At 46.5% G+C, this 19,179-nt stretch carries 16 protein-coding genes; 1 reads left to right on the top strand and 15 read right to left on the bottom strand.

Features of this window, described 5'->3' with window-relative positions; all coding sequences use genetic code 11:
• Window positions 1–13: 13 nt before the first annotated feature.
• From KNQ18_RS04870 to KNQ18_RS04860, 3 genes are read right to left on the bottom strand one after another with little or no spacing between them, the layout of a single operon-like run.
• Window positions 14–208 (bottom strand): hypothetical protein, encoded by a 195-nt coding sequence (locus KNQ18_RS04870; RefSeq protein ID WP_023468658.1) that lies wholly within the window; start codon window positions 206–208, stop codon window positions 14–16.
• A gap of 43 nt (window positions 209–251) precedes the next feature.
• Window positions 252–1,682, bottom strand: a complete 1,431-nt coding sequence (locus KNQ18_RS04865) for a RecQ family ATP-dependent DNA helicase (protein ID WP_251133295.1) — start codon at window positions 1,680–1,682, stop codon at window positions 252–254.
• Window positions 1,682–2,704: a YpbB family protein gene (locus KNQ18_RS04860; protein WP_214805144.1), complete on the bottom strand. Its 1,023-nt coding sequence runs from the start codon at window positions 2,702–2,704 to the stop codon at window positions 1,682–1,684. The genes KNQ18_RS04865 and KNQ18_RS04860 overlap by 1 nt, the downstream gene beginning before the upstream one ends.
• A 228-nt stretch (window positions 2,705–2,932) precedes the next feature.
• Between KNQ18_RS04860 and KNQ18_RS04855 the strand changes: the two genes are divergently transcribed.
• Window positions 2,933–3,181, top strand: coding sequence for a ferredoxin (locus tag KNQ18_RS04855; RefSeq protein ID WP_029342027.1), 249 nt, complete (start codon window positions 2,933–2,935; stop codon window positions 3,179–3,181).
• A gap of 129 nt (window positions 3,182–3,310) precedes the next feature.
• On the opposite strand, the gene KNQ18_RS04850 is transcribed toward KNQ18_RS04855, so the two are convergent.
• The 12 genes from KNQ18_RS04850 to KNQ18_RS04795 form a co-directional block, all read right to left on the bottom strand.
• On the bottom strand, window positions 3,311–4,270 hold the full coding sequence (locus KNQ18_RS04850) for an ABC transporter permease (RefSeq protein WP_023468662.1): 960 nt from the start codon (window positions 4,268–4,270) through the stop codon (window positions 3,311–3,313).
• Window positions 4,270–5,340 (bottom strand): ABC transporter permease, encoded by a 1,071-nt coding sequence (locus KNQ18_RS04845; RefSeq protein WP_029342028.1) that lies wholly within the window; start codon window positions 5,338–5,340, stop codon window positions 4,270–4,272. The genes KNQ18_RS04850 and KNQ18_RS04845 overlap by 1 nt, the downstream gene beginning before the upstream one ends.
• Window positions 5,337–6,866, bottom strand: coding sequence for an ABC transporter ATP-binding protein (locus tag KNQ18_RS04840; RefSeq protein WP_029342029.1), 1,530 nt, complete (start codon window positions 6,864–6,866; stop codon window positions 5,337–5,339). Before KNQ18_RS04840 ends, KNQ18_RS04845 begins: the two co-directional genes overlap by 4 nt.
• 66 nt (window positions 6,867–6,932) lie before the next feature.
• The gene (locus KNQ18_RS04835; protein WP_029342030.1) at window positions 6,933–8,006 is read right to left on the bottom strand and encodes a BMP family lipoprotein; all 1,074 of its coding nucleotides are present in this window, start codon (window positions 8,004–8,006) and stop codon (window positions 6,933–6,935) included.
• Window positions 8,007–8,135: 129 nt separating this feature from the next.
• Window positions 8,136–8,855, bottom strand: a complete 720-nt coding sequence (locus tag KNQ18_RS04830; RefSeq protein WP_023468666.1) for a GntR family transcriptional regulator — start codon at window positions 8,853–8,855, stop codon at window positions 8,136–8,138.
• 222 nt (window positions 8,856–9,077) lie between these two features.
• Window positions 9,078–10,091, bottom strand: coding sequence for a BMP family lipoprotein (locus KNQ18_RS04825; protein WP_214723578.1), 1,014 nt, complete (start codon window positions 10,089–10,091; stop codon window positions 9,078–9,080).
• Between the two features lie 331 nt (window positions 10,092–10,422).
• On the bottom strand, window positions 10,423–12,570 hold the full coding sequence (locus KNQ18_RS04820; RefSeq protein ID WP_215083958.1) for a DNA translocase FtsK: 2,148 nt from the start codon (window positions 12,568–12,570) through the stop codon (window positions 10,423–10,425).
• Window positions 12,571–12,638: 68 nt separating this feature from the next.
• A complete protein-coding gene (locus KNQ18_RS04815; RefSeq protein WP_023468670.1) occupies window positions 12,639–14,303 on the bottom strand; it encodes a ribonuclease J in 1,665 nt (554 codons plus the stop codon).
• 153 nt (window positions 14,304–14,456) lie between these two features.
• Window positions 14,457–15,119, bottom strand: coding sequence for a M15 family metallopeptidase (locus KNQ18_RS04810; protein WP_251133294.1), 663 nt, complete (start codon window positions 15,117–15,119; stop codon window positions 14,457–14,459).
• Window positions 15,119–16,378, bottom strand: coding sequence for a lipid II:glycine glycyltransferase FemX (locus tag KNQ18_RS04805; protein ID WP_214770670.1), 1,260 nt, complete (start codon window positions 16,376–16,378; stop codon window positions 15,119–15,121). Before KNQ18_RS04805 ends, KNQ18_RS04810 begins: the two co-directional genes overlap by 1 nt.
• A complete protein-coding gene (locus KNQ18_RS04800) occupies window positions 16,375–17,838 on the bottom strand; it encodes a UDP-N-acetylmuramoyl-L-alanyl-D-glutamate--2,6-diaminopimelate ligase (RefSeq protein WP_214723584.1) in 1,464 nt (487 codons plus the stop codon). Before KNQ18_RS04800 ends, KNQ18_RS04805 begins: the two co-directional genes overlap by 4 nt.
• A 59-nt stretch (window positions 17,839–17,897) precedes the next feature.
• Window positions 17,898–19,130 carry a M16 family metallopeptidase gene (locus KNQ18_RS04795; protein WP_215083957.1) on the bottom strand — a complete coding sequence of 411 codons (1,233 nt, stop codon included), beginning with the start codon at window positions 19,128–19,130 and terminating at the stop codon, window positions 17,898–17,900.
• Window positions 19,131–19,179 lie beyond the last annotated feature (49 nt).

Here is a 19,179-nt window from a genome sequence, read left to right as displayed (position 1 = left end):
TCACAATGTGCCCTTACATCATGAAACCGATGGAGACGAAGGCGATGATGATCGTGATCATGAGCACCGTCAACGTGATTGCTAACGGATTTTTTCGAAATGGTTGTTTTAATCGCTCGTTTCGAACATGTTCGATACGCGAAGAACGCGGTGGAAGTGACTGATCCTCTTCGTTCTGATGCAACCGTCTCTGATCTTGTTTACTCAATGTTCATCACCTTTTCTTGAAAAATATAAGGATATTGTCTAGTTTACACCGAATCTAGTGATGAAAAAAAGACTTGTTCTAAACGCAATTTCCAATCTACCGGTTGATGCGTCCTTCTCTGCACTGGACTTTCCCACTCAATCGTTCCACATATATCACAACAACGTGGTTGTACGATTGCCTGCTCATCAAAATGATGCAACAACATCGAACGGCGACATTCGTTCCGGTGAATGTAGTCCATCATCTGGTTGATCTCTTGTCGTTTCAATTGTTTACGTTCTGTTTGCCACTGGATGATGCGTTCCTTCGACCACCCATTCTCGAGTTGTGATTTAAGTAAGCGGTATGCCGGATCTTCCGGATTAAAACGAAAACCACTTTCCATCTTGGCATAGGATTCGCCTTGATTCATTCCTTGTTGCAATTGATCGATCCACAAGACGGGCGCATATTGCGTGTCGATCAAGTACGTTTGTAGTTGTTCATCTTGAGCAGCGTAAAGTAAGATCGCAGTCGCCTCTTTACCGTCACGTCCGGCACGTCCGACTTCCTGCATGTAAGCTTCGATCGTCGCAGGCATCGTATAGTGAATGACCGTACGGACGTTACCTTTATCGACACCCATTCCGAACGCACTCGTACACACGAGACAATCAATCTCATCATGAAGAAACTGTTGTTGAACAAGCTGGCGATCTTCTATCGTCAACCCAGCATGATAATAGGTCGCGCCGTCAATGATTTCAGCAATTCGTTCCGCTTCTTTACGGGTTGTCGTATAGATGACGCATGGGCGAACGATGCGTTCCATCCACCGATTGACTGCCGCATCCTTTTCTTCTCGATCCACGCGATCGACAACGTATTGGATTTCTGGTCGGTTGACAGAACGACGGATGATTTGTGGCTCATGCATACGCAGTTGTGTTCGAATATCTTGCTCAACAGCACGCGTCGCTGTTGCGGTTAAAGCGAGACATGGTGGAAGGCCAAGTTCTTGTCGAATGTGACCAAGTCTTGCATACTCCGGTCGAAATTCGTGTCCCCATTGGGAGATACAATGCGCCTCATCGACGACGAAGAGCGCGATATTGATCTGTTTTAGCCGAGCCCGAATCTGCGGCAGCGCCAGTTGCTCCGGTGATAAGTAAAGATATCGTAGATGTTCGAGTACAGATAAGATCTGCTCCTTCTCTTCTCGTGTCTCGACAGAAGTTAATTTAGCGACAGATCGCTCTCCTCTGCGCTTAATTTGCATAACCTGGTCTTCAATCAACGAGAGTAACGGAGACAAAATCAACGTCAGTCCTTCATTTTGTACATAAGACGGAAATTGATAACAGACAGACTTTCCTCCACCAGTCGGCAAAATTGCTAGTGTATCTGTTCCGTTTAGGATGGAATCGATGATTTGGCGTTGTCCAGGTCGAAATGCTTCGTATCCAAAATGACGATGCAATAACGCTTCCATTAAATCCCCTCCCATTTACTACGTGCTAACACCAATCGAATCTGAAAATAAGATATCTCGGATTGCATCTCACTCTTGATCCGCTTCAGCGCGTAAGTTCCGAGTCGCTGTGCAATCTGTCGAACCTCTTCTTGCTGAGATAACGTAACAAAATGATCCAGCGGAAACGAAGGAGCATACATTGCAATCTCAACGAGATGATCTTCCATCGTACTATTTTTTAATCGTCTTCGGATCGCAACCGCTTCAACGGTTAATCCCTGTTGTAATAACTCCCATGTCGTTTGCGCAGACTGGGTCATTTTTGACGTGTGTAGATCAACACCTATTTGCTTTAGAAATGGTGTTTTTTCTAAGTCATCGATGCACTTTCGCCAAGCGATCGTAAATTCGTATTGAACACTCTCCACATCCGTTTTCATCATTTGAGCTAATTGCGGATAAGACCATCCTGCCTGCACGCCAGACAAGCGGTAACTGATTAATGTCGCTTCTCGCTCTGGTAAGCGCTCAAGGAGAACTATCAACTCTTGGTGCATATGATGTAACCATTCTGCTCGATTCGAGATGGTCGGAAGAACACTTTTTACCCATTCACGGATGATGGTTTCCTGTTGCACAGGAATAAACGGCTGTTTCGCTTCCAAACAAACCATCGTTTGAACCAAAAGGCTGAGTCGTTTCCACATCATCTCAGCATAACCACGAAGTTCACCACCTAGTTGATCAATGGTCGCACGATCCGTTTGCTCTACTAGTCGCGCGCCTTCGTACGTCAGTCGCAGTGTCTCTTGCCGCTCAATCCAATTCTTCTGCGCAAGTTCAGCCAAGATTGTTTCGAATCGCTGTTTACTGACTAATACAGTACCGAATACCGACTCTAAATCATAAAAATGAGCATCTTGCAGAGAAGTCGCTGATTTCTTTCCTTGAAAAACATGATAAAGACTGCGGTCAGATCGTTCATTTCGAAGGCGCTGGATCGATTCCAGAAAAATACGCTCGAGTAAAGAAACTTCCATATGTCACGCTCCCTCCTGTTGTATGTCGTTTCCAAATCAAAGATGATATGCTATTCCTGTTTCATCGTTACGTTTTAGAGAGGCCGTTTGCGGGCATGTGATGATATATACATTTTCTGCTGTCACTTGTGCTTCGTCATTGAAATGCAACGATGAGTCCGATACAATGACATATAGATGAGAACAGCGTGTTTCAATAATGTTTTCGTATAGAGAGGAGACCGTTCAATGGCTAAATTTACGATTGTCGACAAAGATACTTGCATCGCTTGTGGTGCTTGTGGAGCAGCGGCACCAGATATCTATGATTATGATGATGAGGGTTTGGCGTATGTCATTCTTGATGATAACAATGGTACTGCCGAAATTCCAGAAGCATTATTCGACGATATGATTGATGCATTCGAAGGTTGCCCGACGGATTCAATCAAAGTAGCAGATGAATCGTTCGAAGGCGATGCGTTAAAATTCGAATAAGTGAATAAAAAAAGATGTTTCCTCGCGAAGCATCTTTTTTTATTGGACTTTTTCTCATTCAATCTATCGATCATCTAAAAAAAACGGATGTCACCAATTGGCAACATCCGGTCTATGATTAGTAAAAATTTAGCGTTTACCTTTGATATACGGTACACCGACAGCTTTTGGTGCATCCGCACGACCAACGACACCAGCAAGTGCTAAGATCGTCAATAAATACGGCGCAATCAACAGATACACTTGTGGAATTTGATCGAGTAACGGCAATTGCTGACCGATGATCGAAATCGCTTGAGCGAACCCGAAGAAGAGGGCTGCCCCCATGGCACCGAGTGGGTTCCATTTTCCGAAGATCATCGCCGCAATCGCGAGGAAGCCTTGACCGAGAATCGTCGTCACACTGAAGTTCAATGAAATCGACGTCGCGTAGACAGCACCAGCAAGACCGCCGAAACCACCAGAGATCATAACGCCGATGAAACGCATCTTCGTGACGTTGATTCCCATCGTGTCCGCTGCCATCGGGTGTTCCCCGACAGAACGTAAACGAAGACCAAATGGTGTCTTGAAGATGATGTACCATGCGACGAACGCGAGAACGATCGCGATATACGATGTGTAGTAGACGTTTGCGAAGAACATCTTCAAGACTGGAATATCAGACAAGAATGGTACATTTTCTTTCGAAATCCGGTTTGGAATCGAATCTGTCTGTCCTTTACTGTAAAGTGCACGGACAAGGAAGATCGCAAGACCAACCGCAAGCAAGTTGATCGCTACTCCAAGAACCGTTTGGTCTGCTCGGAAGAGGATTGCTGGAATCGCAAGGAACAGTGAGAAGACCGCTCCGACGACGATCGCGATGAGCATCGCAAGCCAAGGACTCGCAGCACCTAAGCCCATTTTCGATAAAGTCAATGCCGTGACGACACCTGTGAAGGCACCCATGACCATTAATCCTTCTAACGCGATATTGACGACGCCAGAACGCTCACTGAAAATGCCGCCAAGTGCTGCAATGATTAACGGAGCCGAATAGGCGAGTGCGATTGGCACGATGATATAAAGTACTTCAAGAAAGCCCATTATTGACCGGCTCCTTTCGCTTTTTTAGATTCTTTCTTAACCGTGAACTTCTCGATGACGAGACGAATCGCGTAACCCGAAGCCACGAAGATGATGATGAATGCGATGATGATTTTGATCAGTTCCGGTGGAATACCAATCTGTTGCATCGACAGACCACCGATGTTGAGTCCTGCAAACAGTAACGCCGCGAGAACGACACCGATCGGGTTATTCGCACCTAACAAGGCAACCGCGATTCCGTCGAATCCAACACCTGTGAAGGACGCGTTCAATGTCATGTTTTGGAACGTCCCAAGACCTTCCATCGCTCCAGCGAGACCTGCGAACACACCTGAGATGACGAACGATAAGATGATGTTTCGGTTAACGCCCATCCCTGCATACTCTGCAGCATTTTTATTGAATCCAACTGCTCGGAGTTCATAACCAAGCGTTGTTTTCCACAAAATGAACCAGAAGACGAGGGCAGCGATGACTGCGATGAAAATCCCGTTATGCAATCGTGAAAAATCCGTCATCTCTTGTAAGAACGGTGAAGCAAGGGATGCTGATTCCTTGACTGACTCCGTCCGCTCGTTCGTAATACCGATGACATGACGTAAAATATCATTCGTCACATACAATGCGATATAGTTCATCATGATTGACGTGATGACTTCATGCACATGAAACTTCGCTTTTAAGATACCAGGAATCGATGCCCAAAGTGCACCTGCTAAACCTGCTCCAATTAAAGCAAGCGGTAAATGAATCGCCATCGGTAGATCAAACTCAATCCCGATCCAAACTGCGACCATCCACCCGACGAGAACCTGACCTTCAACCCCGATGTTAAAGAGTCCAGTCCGGAAAGCAAACGCGACAGCAAGACCGGCAAAGATCAACGGAGCTGCTGCTCGCAATGTTTCACCGATGCTGTATGGTTCGCCAAAAATACCATAGAATAACTGATCAAAACCGGCAATCGGATCATACCCGCCGATGACCATGACGATCGCCCCGACGACCATTCCAAGGATGATGGAAAGAATCGGAATGAGGATGCCGTAAAAACGCTCTAACTTCATGAATGACCTACCTCCTCTTTCTTACCGCCGGCCATCAAGAAGCCAAGCTCGATCTCATTCGTTTCTTTTGGATCCAAGAAGGCAACTGTTTTTCCTTCATAAAGAACGGCAATCCGATCTGATACTTGAAGAATTTCTTCGAGTTCGAATGAAATCAACAAGACAGCGCGACCTTTTTCGCGTTCAAGAACCAACTGTTCATGAATGAACTCGATTGCTCCGACATCAAGACCACGTGTCGGCTGTGCTGCAATCAATAGGTCTGGTGAACGATCGACTTCACGCGCAATGATCGCTTTTTGCTGGTTACCACCTGACAAGGCACGAGCAAACGTCTCTGGACTTGGAGTTCGGACGTCGAACTTCTCGATGAGCGTTTTTGCTTTTTCCATGACTTGTTTATAGTTCATGATGCCTGCTTTTGAATACGGTTGTTTGTAATACGTTTGTAAGACCATGTTATGTCCGATTGAATAATCGAGGACAAGTCCATGTTTATGACGGTCTTGCGGAATGTGACCGACACCTGATTCCGTCACTTTACGTGGCTTCAAGTTTTTGATCGATTTATTGTTGAGGAAGATTTCTCCACTATCCGCTTTACGGAGACCAGTGATGGCTTCAATCAATTCCGTTTGCCCGTTCCCGTCGATTCCGGCAATTCCGACGATCTCTCCGGCACGAATGTCGAGATTTAATCCATCGACGGCTTTGATGCCGCGACTGTCCTTGACGACTAGATCCTTGATGTCGAGAACGAGTTCTTGTGGAGTTGCCTTGGAATACTCCGCATTAAAGTTGACTTCACGACCTACCATCATTTCAGCAAGACGCGACTGTGTCATCGTCTCATCGATATCGACCGTTCCGATATACTTACCACGGCGAATCGTCGTACAGCGATCAGCTACTTCCATGATTTCCTTCAGTTTGTGCGTGATGAGGATGATCGACTTTCCTTCTGCGATCAAGCGATTCATGATCTGAATCAATTCTTTGATCTCTTGTGGTGTCAAGACAGCAGATGGTTCATCGAAGATCAAGATGTCTGCACCACGGTACAACGTCTTTAAAATTTCAACACGCTGTTGCATTCCGACTGAGATATCCTCGATTTTTGCATCAGGATCAACAGCAAGACCATACTGTTCAGAAATCTGGCGTACCTTCTCACGTGCAGTTGCACGGTCGATCTTAATTCCGGCACGTGGCTCTGCACCTAAAATGATGTTTTCAGTAACAGTGAAATTTTGAACGAGCATGAAGTGTTGGTGCACCATACCGATTCCAAGATCGTTCGCGACGTTCGGACTCGTAATATTGGCTTTTTCACCACGTACACGAATTTCTCCAGCCTCAGGCTGATACAAACCAAATAAGACGTTCATCAGCGTCGATTTTCCGGCACCGTTTTCACCAAGTAAAGCGTGAATCTCACCTTTCCGAAGCTGGAGCGTGATATTATCATTTGCGACGAAACTGCCAAACTCTTTTCTAATGTTCAGCATCTCAATGACGTATTCCAAGAAAATCCACTCCCATGTTTAGTTTAAAAGGGGGAGCCGCAATGCTAGCGACCCCCGCTTTCATTATTATTTCAGTGACGCTTCGTATTCTTTGTACTCGTCGTCTGTCGCTGGGACTTTAACGTCGCCATCGATGATTTGTTTTTTATACTCTTCGACTTTGTCGAGCGCTTCTTTCGAAACGTTGTCTTTCGAAGGTGCGATATCAACACCGCCGTCTTTTAGACCGAACTCAACAACTTTACCTGCTGGGAAGTTGCCGTCTTTCGTATCTTTTGAGACTTGCTCAACAGCTGTATCGACACGTTTGACCATTGACGTCAATGTGACGTTCTCTGGCATACCTTCTTCGACTTGGTCACGGTCTACACCGATAACCCAAACATCCTCACCGTTTTTCTTACGGTTTTTCGCTTCTGTGAATACCCCTTGTCCTGTACCACCAGCTGCATGATAGATGACGTCGACTTTTTTACCGTACATACCTGAAGCGATCGCTTGTCCTTTTTCAGCAGCGTTGAAGTCTTCTGCATATTGAACTTCGATGTCAGCGTCTGGGTTGACTGCTTTAACACCTGCTTTGAATCCACTTTCGAACTTCTTGATCAAGTCAGAGTTAACGCCGCCGACGAATCCGACTTTATCTGATTTCGTCGTCAAACCAGCAACGACACCAACGAGGAACGATCCTTCGTTTTCTTTGAAGACGATTGACGCGACGTTTGGCTTGTCAACGACCATATCGACGAGTGCGAAGTTGCTCTTTTTGAACTGATCCGCTACTTTACCGATATCTTCTCCCATCAAGAACCCGATACCGAGGATCAAGTCGTATTTAGCACGAGCTAATTGCTGAAGGTTTGGTTGGTAATCCGATTGTTTTGCAGATTGAAGATATTTGTAGCCAGTACCTTCTTTTAGGTCGTTGTCTTTTCCGAACTTCTGGATACCTTCCCAAGCAGATTGGTTGAATGATTTATCATCAACACCGCCTGTATCTGTAACCATACCTACTTTAAAGCCGTCTGATTTGCTGCCGCTACCTGAATCTTTTGAATCGTCGTTGCCACCACATGCTGCAAGGACCGAACTCATTGCTAAACCTGTTGCTGCTAATGCGAGAAGTGACTTCTTTTTCATCTGGAAAATCCCCTTTCGAATATGGTCATACAAAGTTCAAGACTACGTCTAGCACCCGAGGCTGGCGATGAGGAGCGTTACGTAGGTTATGACGGAAAGCGCTTTCAGTATTCATCCTAAAACAATGGCTCACACACGTTTACGGATGACGTGGAAATCAAACTTATCTGCTCGGAAATAGTTCGCTGAAAAAAGAACGGAACGGTCGAGCTCATCATAATGCGTTTGACGCAACGCGAGCAAAGGTTGGTCCGTATGTAATTGTTCAGCGATTTTCGGATCAATACGTGGCTCGATGTGCGTCACGGCATGCGTGACACGTCGTCCAAGTTCTTTTTCTAAAGCATCAAATAATGATGTCGAAGAGGTGAACTGCTCTTCATTTTTAATATAATGGCTTGGAATCTTATCGATACAATAGACGACAGGAACATCCCCTGCGAGTCGGATTCGTTCGATTCGATAAACCAATTCATCCGGACCAAGTTGAAAACGCTCTCGGTCGCGCTCAGTCGGTTGGACCATCTCGGATGATAACACTTCTGATGTCGGAACCATACCTGCGCGCGCAATCATTTCTGTTACGCTGTACAATTCTTCGATTCCAGAAGTAAACGGTGGTCTTGCATTGATAAACGTACCGACACCGTGTTTACGGATGACGATGTTCTCATCTTCAAGAATTCGTAATGCCTCTCGAAGAGTAGCTCGACTGACGCCAAGTTGCTTTGAAAGTTCAAACTCTGAAGGGAGCTTCTCGCCTTCCTTGTAAACGCCGTCATCGATGTCAGACTTGATCTTTTCAATCACACGTAAATAAAGCAAACGATGATCTAATTTAATCGACATGACGCATCTCCATCCTCTATCTAGTTGTAACCAGTGCTCAGACTTCTGACGTATGAGAACTCCAGCCAAGATAAGTATATGACGCCCAACACAATCCTGCAATCATTTTGTAACAGGTTAGAAGTCTGACTTCTGGCGCTTTTGTAACCCTTTTCATAACGCAATCAATAATGGAAGAAAATAGGGCATTCTACCTAAGAATGCCCCTTCTTTTTTCAACGCTTATTGCTCAGGTACTTCGATTTTTCCAGAAACGACATCTGATTTTGCTTTCTCAAGCGCAGTCAACGTCTTCTTCGAAATCTTTTCAGATGGTACGATATCAACTCCATCTTCTTTCAGACCATAACGAATCGTTTTGCCGCCCTCGAGTTTACCATCCTTCGCTGCGTTTGCTGTATCTTCGACTGCACGGTCGACACGTTTGATGACAGAAGTTAATGTAACGTCTTCCGGCATACCCTCTTCTTTTTGGTCTCGGTCGACACCGATGACTGAGACGTTTTCACCGTTTTTCTTGCGGTTTTTCGCCTCTGTGAAGACACCGTTTCCTGTACCACCTGCTGCTGGGAAGATGATATCTGCGCCTTTACCATACATTCCAGCTGCGATCGCTTGACCTTTTTCTGGAGCTGCGAAGTCTTCCGCATATTGGACATCGATTTTAATCTTCGGATTGACGGACTTAGCACCTGCTTCGAAACCGGCACGGAAACGCTCGATGACGTCCATCTTCATCCCACCAACGAAACCGATATGATCTTTTTTCGTCTCCATTGCAGCAACGATCCCTGCAAGATATGCTCCTTCATTTTCCTTAAATGTGATCGACGTGACGTTCTTTCCTTCAACGACGTTATCGATGATTGCGAATTGTGTGTCTTTGAATTGATCAGCAACTGTTTTGATATCCTCATTGAACGTGTTCCCGATTCCGAAAACTAAATCTTCTCCCCCACGAGCAAGACGCGATAGATTCGGTTGATAATCTTGTTGCGATTTAGATTGTAGATAAGAGAACCCTTCATTCTTTTGAAGTTTGTTGTCTTTACCGTATGCTTGCAGACCTTCCCAAGCGGATTGGTTGAACGATTTATCATCGATACCACCCTTATCGGCTACCATCGCAACAGAGAATTGATCTTTTTGATCGGCTTTCTCACCTGAACCACCACAAGCAGCAAGACCAACCGTCGCTACTGACATCATCGATACGATTACCTGTTTCTTCTTCATTTCATCCATCTCCTCTACAATTATGAGAACGCTTTCATTATCTATTTGTGAAAAATACGCTCCCAGCCCTCGTGTTGAAGGTCGGTCACTCATATGACTGAGTATGCCAAAAACACTACTGAAAATCAACAGACGTCTGACAACTATTTTCATGAAAGCGATTTTATTTTTGATGCCTTCATTGATTTTTCCAGTCATTTCTATTTATACAAAATCATCATGTCTTTTTTCATGTATCTCTTCTTTTTTTGAGACATCGGTTCTTATCTATACATTTTCCTAGAAAAGAAAAGGAAGCCTTGGAATATTCCACGACTTCCTTTCTACTCGATTAACGTCCCATGACGCGGCGTGGTTTAGATCCTTCAGATGGACCAATCAGACCGTTTTCTTCTAACGCATCAATAAGACGGGCAGCTCGGTTGTAACCGATGCGGTACTTTCGTTGAATCATCGACGTTGATGCCGTCTCTTGTGTCAGAATGAACTGGACGACCTCATCGTAAAGTGGATCGTCGACCTCTGTTTCGCCCTCTGGTACATCTTTTGGAATCATCGCTTCAACATACTGTGCCTTTTGCTGACTGATGACATGATTGACGACCTTCTCGACTTCTTCGTCCGATAAAAAGGCTCCTTGTACGCGGACCGGTTTGTTCATGCCGTTACCAAGTAACAACATATCTCCTCGTCCGAGCAATTTATCAGCGCCTCCCGTATCAAGAATCGTCCGCGAGTCAGTCGCACTCGATACACTGAATGCGATCCGCGACGGGATATTCGCCTTGATGACACCGGTGATGATGTCAACACTCGGACGCTGCGTCGCAATGACCATATGAATTCCTGCTGCTCGCGCCATTTGTGCAAGTCGCATGATCGCATCTTCGACTTCGTTTGACGCGACCATCATCAAGTCAGCTAACTCATCGACGATGACAACGATGTACGGTAATCGTTGATGCACTTTCTCCTCTGCGTTCATCTTATCAATCAGTGCATTGTAGCCTTCGATGTTGCGCGCTCCGTTTTGACTGAAGATCTCATAACGGCGTTCCATTTCCGAGACGACCTGTTTTAATGCCTGTGCCGCTTTTTTAGGATCGGTGACGACGGGCGCTAAGAGGTGCGGAATGCCGTTGTAGACATTCAATTCGACCATTTTCGGGTCAATCATCATCAAGCGGACTTCATCCGGTCGTGCCCGCATCAATATCGAGACAATCATCCCATTGATACAGACCGATTTACCGGAACCCGTCGAACCGGCAACTAAGACGTGTGGCATCTTATTCAACTTCGCTGTCACCGTCTCACCAGAAATGCTTCGTCCGAGTGCAACGAGCAAACGATCGCTGTCGGATTGGACGCTCTCCGCTCCTAGTACTTCTCGAAGTGATACCATGGCGACTTCACGGTTCGGCACCTCGATTCCAACAGCCGCTTTACCCGGAATCGGTGCTTCGATCCGGATATCTTTTGCGGCTAACGCTAGCGCTAAGTCATCGGCGAGTCCCGTGATTCGACTAAGCTTGATTCCTTGTTTTGGTTCAATCTCGTACTTCGTGACACTTGGTCCGAGATGAATCTTTAAGACTTTTGCTCCGATCCCGAACGACTTTAAGGTTGCAATCAATTTCGTGGCATTGTCCTTCAGTCGTTTGTTCTCGCCGGACAAATCTTTTGATGTCGGTTCTGCTAACAAATCAAGCGACGGCAATTGATAACCGTCTGGTGTCTCTGTCATCGTCAACGGCCCTTGTGTCTCCGCTGCTTGGGGTTCAACGTGATCTGTGAAACCGATGATCGGAACGTCTTGAATGTTGACGGACGGATCTTCTGCTTCTTGTTCCGTTTCGATTGGTTCCTCGACAGTTGCTGGTCGCAACGTCTTCGGTTTTTTCTCACGAACCGGTTTCGATTTCAACTCTTTTTCGACACGAGGACGTGGTGTTCGTTCACGATTGCGAAACTCTTCTGCACGTTCCCGGAGCCCAAGCCACAGCTCACCATAAAACGATGGGCGTAGGATATGAACGGCCGTTCCGATGAAGAACAGACCAATCAAGAAGGCACCCGCGCTCGAAATATAATAAGCTGCGTTTTGATAGAGCCATCCATTGAGAATGCCACGCGGTGCTCCGAGCAATAGATCAATCCAGACGACTGAACCCATCAGTAACATCGACCATGCCCATTTCTGAGCACGCGACGCATTCGAGATGAGTAAAAGTAGCACAGCACCGATTCCACCATATAATAAGGAACCGAACTGACCAATTAACCGCTCTCCTCCATCGGCTAGCGTCAGTCCGACTTTCCCGAACTCCCCGAAAGCGAGAACGAAAGCTAGTAATGAGACGATTGCGATGATGGTCGCATATGTACGATACGCAATCGGCTGACGTTGTTTCTTCGCTGCCGGTCGTTTCCGTGGCGGCGTTTTTTTTCGTACAGGTTTTCGTTTCGTCGTCGCCATACGTCATCCCTCCTGATAAAAAAACGGCTCAGTGGACCAGGTATTGGTCAATCTGAGCCGCTCGTTTGTTAAATCTCCATGATGATCGGAAGAATCATCGGGCGGCGTTTCGTCTGTTCATAGAGATAAGCACTCAGTTTATCTCGAATCAACGACTTCATCTCCGTCCAATCCAATTCTCCGTTTAATTTACCTTGTAGTTGTTTCGCAACGATTCGGTTCGCTTCGTTGATCATATCCTCTGATTCACGCATGTAGACGAATCCGCGAGAGATGATTTCCGGTCCCGAGACGATCGTTTTGTTTTTCCGGCTGATCGTAATGACACAAAGGACGACACCGTCTTGCGATAACAAGCGACGATCACGAAGAACGATGTTTCCGACATCACCCACACCGATTCCGTCGATCAAGACGTTTCCAGCGTTCACTTTGCGTGACATCCGTGCTTTGCGCTTCTCGAACTCAACGACATCCCCATTCTCGATGATGAAGATGTTGTTCGCATTGACGCCAACCGTCTGTGCGAGACGACTGTGTGCCTTTTGCATCCGGAATTCTCCGTGAATCGGTAGGAAGAATTTCGGTTTGATCAAGTTGAGCATCAGCTTCAGATCTTCCGCATGACCGTGACCGGAAACGTGTACTTTCCGTTGGTTGTAAATGACATTCGCACCAGCACGGAATAAGAGATCGATCGTTTTCGAAACCGACTTTTCGTTACCTGGAATCGGCGAAGCCGCAACGACGACCGTATCGTTCAAGCGAATATTGACTTGCTTATGTGCGTTACGCGCCATTCGTGTCAAGGCTGCCATCGGCTCACCTTGCGATCCTGTCGTCAAGATGACGACTTGGTTATCGTCGAGGCGGTTGATGTCAGATAGATCAATCAATGTTTTCTGTTTGAAGCGTAAGTAATTCAGACGCTGTGCCACTTCGACGTTATTGACCATGCTACGACCAACGACCGCTACTTTTCGATTGTTCGCTTCTGCTGCCGCAAACACTTGTTGTAGACGATGAATGTTCGAAGCGAATGAAGCGACGATGACACGACCTGGTGCCTCATAGATGACGTCGTTCAGTTCAGAACCGACGATCGATTCTGATCCAGACATCCCTGGTCGCTCTGCATTCGTTGAGTCAGACAGTAAGCAAAGCACTCCCCGTTGACCAATTGCTGCAATCTTCCCGAAATCCGCCTGTTTTCCATCAACTGGTGTGTAATCGAATTTGAAATCCCCTGTATGGACGATCGCACCTTGAGATGTTTGAATACATACCCCGACTGCATCCGGAATCGAGTGGTTGACCCGGAAGAACGTAATAAAATGACCTGCAACGGTTAATTTCGTCTTGGCATCAATTGGACGAAGATCTGCCTTTTTCAATAAACCGGCTTCTTTTAATTTGTGTTCAATCAAACCGAGCGTCAAACGTGTTCCGTAAACCGGTACTTTTAAGTCACGCAAGACGTAACTGAGTGCCCCGATATGATCCTCGTGACCATGGGTAATGAAAATCCCCTGAATCCGCTCTTTGTTTTCTTTTAAATAACTGATGTCTGGAATGACTTTATCGATTCCAAGCATCTCGTCTCCTGGGAACATTAATCCGGCATCGATGACGAAGATGTCCTCGTCGAGTTCGACGACGTACATGTTCTTCCCGATCTCACCGGCGCCACCAAGAGCAAAGACGCTTACTTTTTCCGTCTTCTTCTTTGACACAACATGACCTCCTATAATTCATATTCACTTTTCGTGAGCCGTCCACTTATCACTATCACTATTCTAGCCGAATTTTCACAATCTGCCAACAATCGGACTAGGAAATCTAAAAAAAACGTCATTCCTGCCACATTACTCCAGGAATGACGTTGATCACGTATTCAACAAATCTTCGACCTCTTCCGTTCGTTTCGCTTTTTCCGAACGGCTTGGACGTTCACCAGCCTTCAGTTCGTCGAGCGAATATCCGAACGTCATCTCAAAATGAGGATAGTCGACGAATCGTTTCCAATCGCCTCCCCATTCGAAACCGAGCGCTTTTCCGATATCCGCGACTTCGCGCCAATCACTTTTCCCTGACCGATTCCCGTCATACTCAAGATCATATGAAATCTGGCCATTCACGAGCTGAACGAAATCGACAGCGAGTCCATAATTATGCATCGATTCACCACCACGTGCATTCGTGACGACTTCACCTGCCTTAGAACGTCCTTGTTCATAAAGCGCATTCTGTTGCTGAATCGAGCGGTATCCTTGCGTAATCTTGATATCGATATTGTAGCAAGAATGCGCCACACGGATCAGATCCTTTGCCCCCGCTTCGACAGCTGGGTGGAGACGCTTCAGGTTCGTCTCGCTTGCATTGATTAAGCGATCTTCTCCCGCTACGTCTCGTGGACAACTATCAATCCCGAGCTCCGGTTGATCCATTAAAATCGTCGGCATCCGATTCATGGATGCCGCAAGAAACAATCCAATCGCAAACATCGTCAATAAAAATACGATCCAACCGAAGATTGTTCCCCGTTTCATCAGCGGCGAAGCTTCTTCCGAAGTTTTTGTAGAATCGGTAACCCAGTCTCAAGCAACAGATAGAGCGGACGATTGAGTACATAATCGAACTCACCGATTTTTTCAATCATCCGGCTGCCCCAACCAGATTTAAAGGCGTAGAGTCCCGCGTAATGATCATCCGGGTCTGTCGAACCACTAACTCCACCGAAGTCATAGGAGAGCGCACCATGTTCTTTCGCATATTGCATCATCGTCCATTGCATCAAGTGGTTCGGCATGAACTCCCGGTACTCGTTCGATGAAGCGCCGTATAAGTAATACGAGCGACGACCAGCAAGCGTCAAAAGACCACCAGACAGGATGATACCGTTTGGATGTTTAGCAGCAATCGTCATCAGTTCTGTCTTCGACTTCTCTGCTTTTTCGATTTGTGCTGTCGTCTGCTCCAAGCGATTGTTTAAGCTTTTTAGCTTCTTCTCGGCCGTCTCTTTCTCGAGCTGACGATGAATTTTCGAGAGTTCCTTGTCAGCTTGAAGTAATAAGGCTTCTGTATTCTCAAGCGCACGAACGACATCGAGTTTCGTCAAAAACAAGACTGCATCACCTTTTGGGTGAAGATGATCGTACAGATTTTCGAAATAATCCAGACCGCGGATTGAAAAACCATCCCTTTCGCCCGTCTCGACCATCAGCTTTGCGAATGTCTTTAGCCCTTCACGATCCGCTTGTTCGCATACGATCCCTTTGCGTTCAGCAAGGCGGACGTTGTAGCGGAACTTCGAATGGAAACCGTCGAAGATCTCTTTTTCTGTCCCTACAAGACTCGTCTCCATCGTAAAGCGTGGTTGCGCGTAGTCAAAACCGCCACCGAAGCCGTTATGTTTGAATCCGAGTCCTTGCATCTCCTGCAACAGACCAGGATATTCTTCCCGCTCGACGTTTGGATCAAATTTAATCGCAATTGCCTTCTGTTGTTTTGCGACACGAATCGCTTCGTCACGAAGGGCGCGAAGTGCGTCCGTATCTGTATAATCGACGACGAAACCGCGCGGTGCATAACAAAGCGTGAACGGTAGCTTCGGTACTTTCTTGAACAAAAGAAGACCAACTCCGGCAATCTCACCGGAAGCCGTTCCGACCGCGATACGTTCATGTGTCCATCCTGTCGCGCTTTTGACTTCTCCCCATGCCGGAAGCTGGAGTAAATCACCTTTGGGATGTGTTTTTACGAATGTTTCAAATTGATCTATGGTTACAACGATTGGTTGATAAGTCACTTCTGTTCCTCCATTTGCCGTATCATCTCTTTGACGATGATTTCCTCATCGAGCGGGAATTTCTCATCCCCAATGATTTGATATTTTTCATGGCCCTTACCGGCTAAGATGACGATATTATCTGGTCGTGCGAGTCGTGCTGCGTAACGCACAGCCTCTTCTCGATCACCGATTTCAACGAACTGATCGTGGGTCATCCCTTTGGCGATACCGGATGTAATCGAATCATATGCTTCATATCGTGGATCATCCGTTGTGATGACAACGGTTCCGGCGTACGTCGAAGCGAGTTCGCCCATTTTTGGTCGTTTCGTCACATCGCGATTTCCACCTGTCCCGATCAGGAAGACGATCTTTTCCTTCGGTACGTCAACGAGTGCTTTCAGACACTGTTCGATGCCGTCAGGAGTATGAGCATAGTCGACATACACGTTATATCCTTCAATCGGCAAGCGTTGCATCCGACCTTTTGCCGGACGGATTGCTGAAATCGCGCCTGCGATCGTTGCTAGATCATATCCGCAAGACAAGAGGATCCCTGTCGCAAGCAACAGATTATAGACGTTGAAGCGACCGATGAAATTCGCCGTGACATCGACTTGTTCTTCCTTGTACAGCATCGTGAACGTCGTTTGTTGAAGCGACTGTTCAATCGCTGTTGCTCGGAGGTCAGCTGCGTTGTCGATGCCGTATGTCATGACACGAGCACCTGTCATCATCTCATACAGCTCACTCGTCGGATCATCCGCATTCAAGACCGCAACTTTCTCTGTCGACAGCCGTTGACCGAGTTGTGCAAACAACAATCCTTTGGCACGCGCATAGTTTTCAAATGTTTTGTGGAAATCAAGGTGATCATGCGTCAGATTTGTGAATCCCGCAACGTCGTAATCGACACCCGTTACCCGACCAAGCTCTAATCCATGTGAAGAAACTTCCATGATGACATCTTGGACATCTTCTTCATGCATCTGATGCAGAAATGCTTGTAACTCGGAGCTTTGTGGTGTCGTATTGCGACTTGGCACGACGCGGTCACCAATCTTGACTTCAACCGTACCGATGATGCCCGTCTTCCGACCAAGGTGCGCTAATATATCACGGACGATCGTCGTCGTCGTCGTTTTCCCATTCGTTCCCGTAATACCAATCATCCGCATCTTTTCAGAAGGATAATCATAGAATTTGCCAGCCAACTCGGCAATGGCACGTGATGTACTACGAACAAGAATGACAGGAATCGACACGTCGACCGGTTGTTCCGCAACGATCGCGACCGCTCCTTGTGCTTCCGCCTGTTTAGCATAGTCGTGTCCATCAACAGTATATCCTTTGATGGCGACGAACAATGTTCCCGGTTTAACATCCCGTGAATCGGTCGTAATGGACGTAACGTCCACTTCTACCATTCGTTCGATTTTTTGCGTCTGTATGACTTGAATCAATTCAGCTAAATTCAACGGTATTCCTTCTTTCTCGACATCGTCATTTCATATGTTTCATCTATTCCGTTCTGCTATCATGCTTCCTCTTCTTCGTCTGCCGGAAGAATATAGGCCTTTGCCGGTTCCTCCGAAAAGATGTGCTCAATCAGCCCTTCGATATCCGATGGACGAATCCGTTCGACATCCGCTAACACTTCTTCAAGTGATGGATGGCGATGTAGATGCAACTCATTTCGGGCGTTTCGATTCATGTGACTCGATGTGCCTTCGTTGCCTAGAATCAGAGAACCTTTCAGCTGTTCAATCCCATCTTCGAGTTCCTTCGTCGATAATCCATCCCGCTTCAAGCGATCAATTTCAGCAGCGAGGACCTGTTCGACCTCTTCGACCGATTCCGGAGACGTGCCGACATAGATCGTGAACGTTCCATGATCGTCAAACGTCGTGTAATAGGAAAAGACTGAATAGGCAAGACCGCGTTCCTCTCGGATTGATTGGAACAAGCGACTCGACATCGTCGCACCGAATGCATTATTGAGTAAGGCGAGGGCAGGCAAACGTGGGTCAACAGAAGGAATCGCACGGAAATTATAACAAATATGAGCCTGTTCCGTATCCTTTTCCTTGCGAATCACACCATTTTGTAACCTTGGCTCTATCGTCTCGCGTGTCTTCGATCGTGATTCGAGGATCGACATCCGCTCTTGAATCTGCGCAATCAACGCGTCTGAGACGTTTCCGGCAACAGAAATGACGATTTGATCCGGAGCATACGCTTCTTCGAGATACCGCCCGATCATCGCTCGATCAATCCGAAGCACACTCTCTTCCGTTCCAAGAATCGGACGAGCCATGACATCCTCTCCGTAAGCCGCAACAGCTAATAACTCATGGACGAGATCATCTGGTGTGTCATCGTACATTTTAATCTCTTCAATGACGACCTTTTTCTCTTTTTCCAGTTCATCCGCGTCAAACGTCGATTCGAGGAACATATCCGCCAACACGTGAAAGGCTTCTCCTGCATGTTCATCTAATGTCTTGACGTAATAACACGTTTGATCCTTACTCGTGAACGCATTAATATTTCCACCAAGTCGATCAAAATAAACCGCAATCTCTTTTGCCGTATGGCGTTTTGTTCCTTTAAACATCATATGCTCGATGAGATGACTGATCCCATGCTCCTCGATCTGTTCCGTCCGGCTTCCTGCTTGAATGAAGATTCCGGTCGCGACGCTGCGTGCTTCCGGCATTCGTTCAACGATCAGTCGAACTCCGTTGTCTAATTGTATCCGTTCGATCATAGTAATTCCTCCAAATATAGGAAACAAGGTGGCTCTCGTTGCATTCTCT

This window comes from Exiguobacterium sp. s78 (assembly GCF_018618985.1).
Classification (GTDB): domain Bacteria; phylum Bacillota; class Bacilli; order Exiguobacteriales; family Exiguobacteriaceae; genus Exiguobacterium_A; species Exiguobacterium_A abrahamii.
This window is presented reverse-complemented; position numbering and strand designations above follow the sequence as displayed.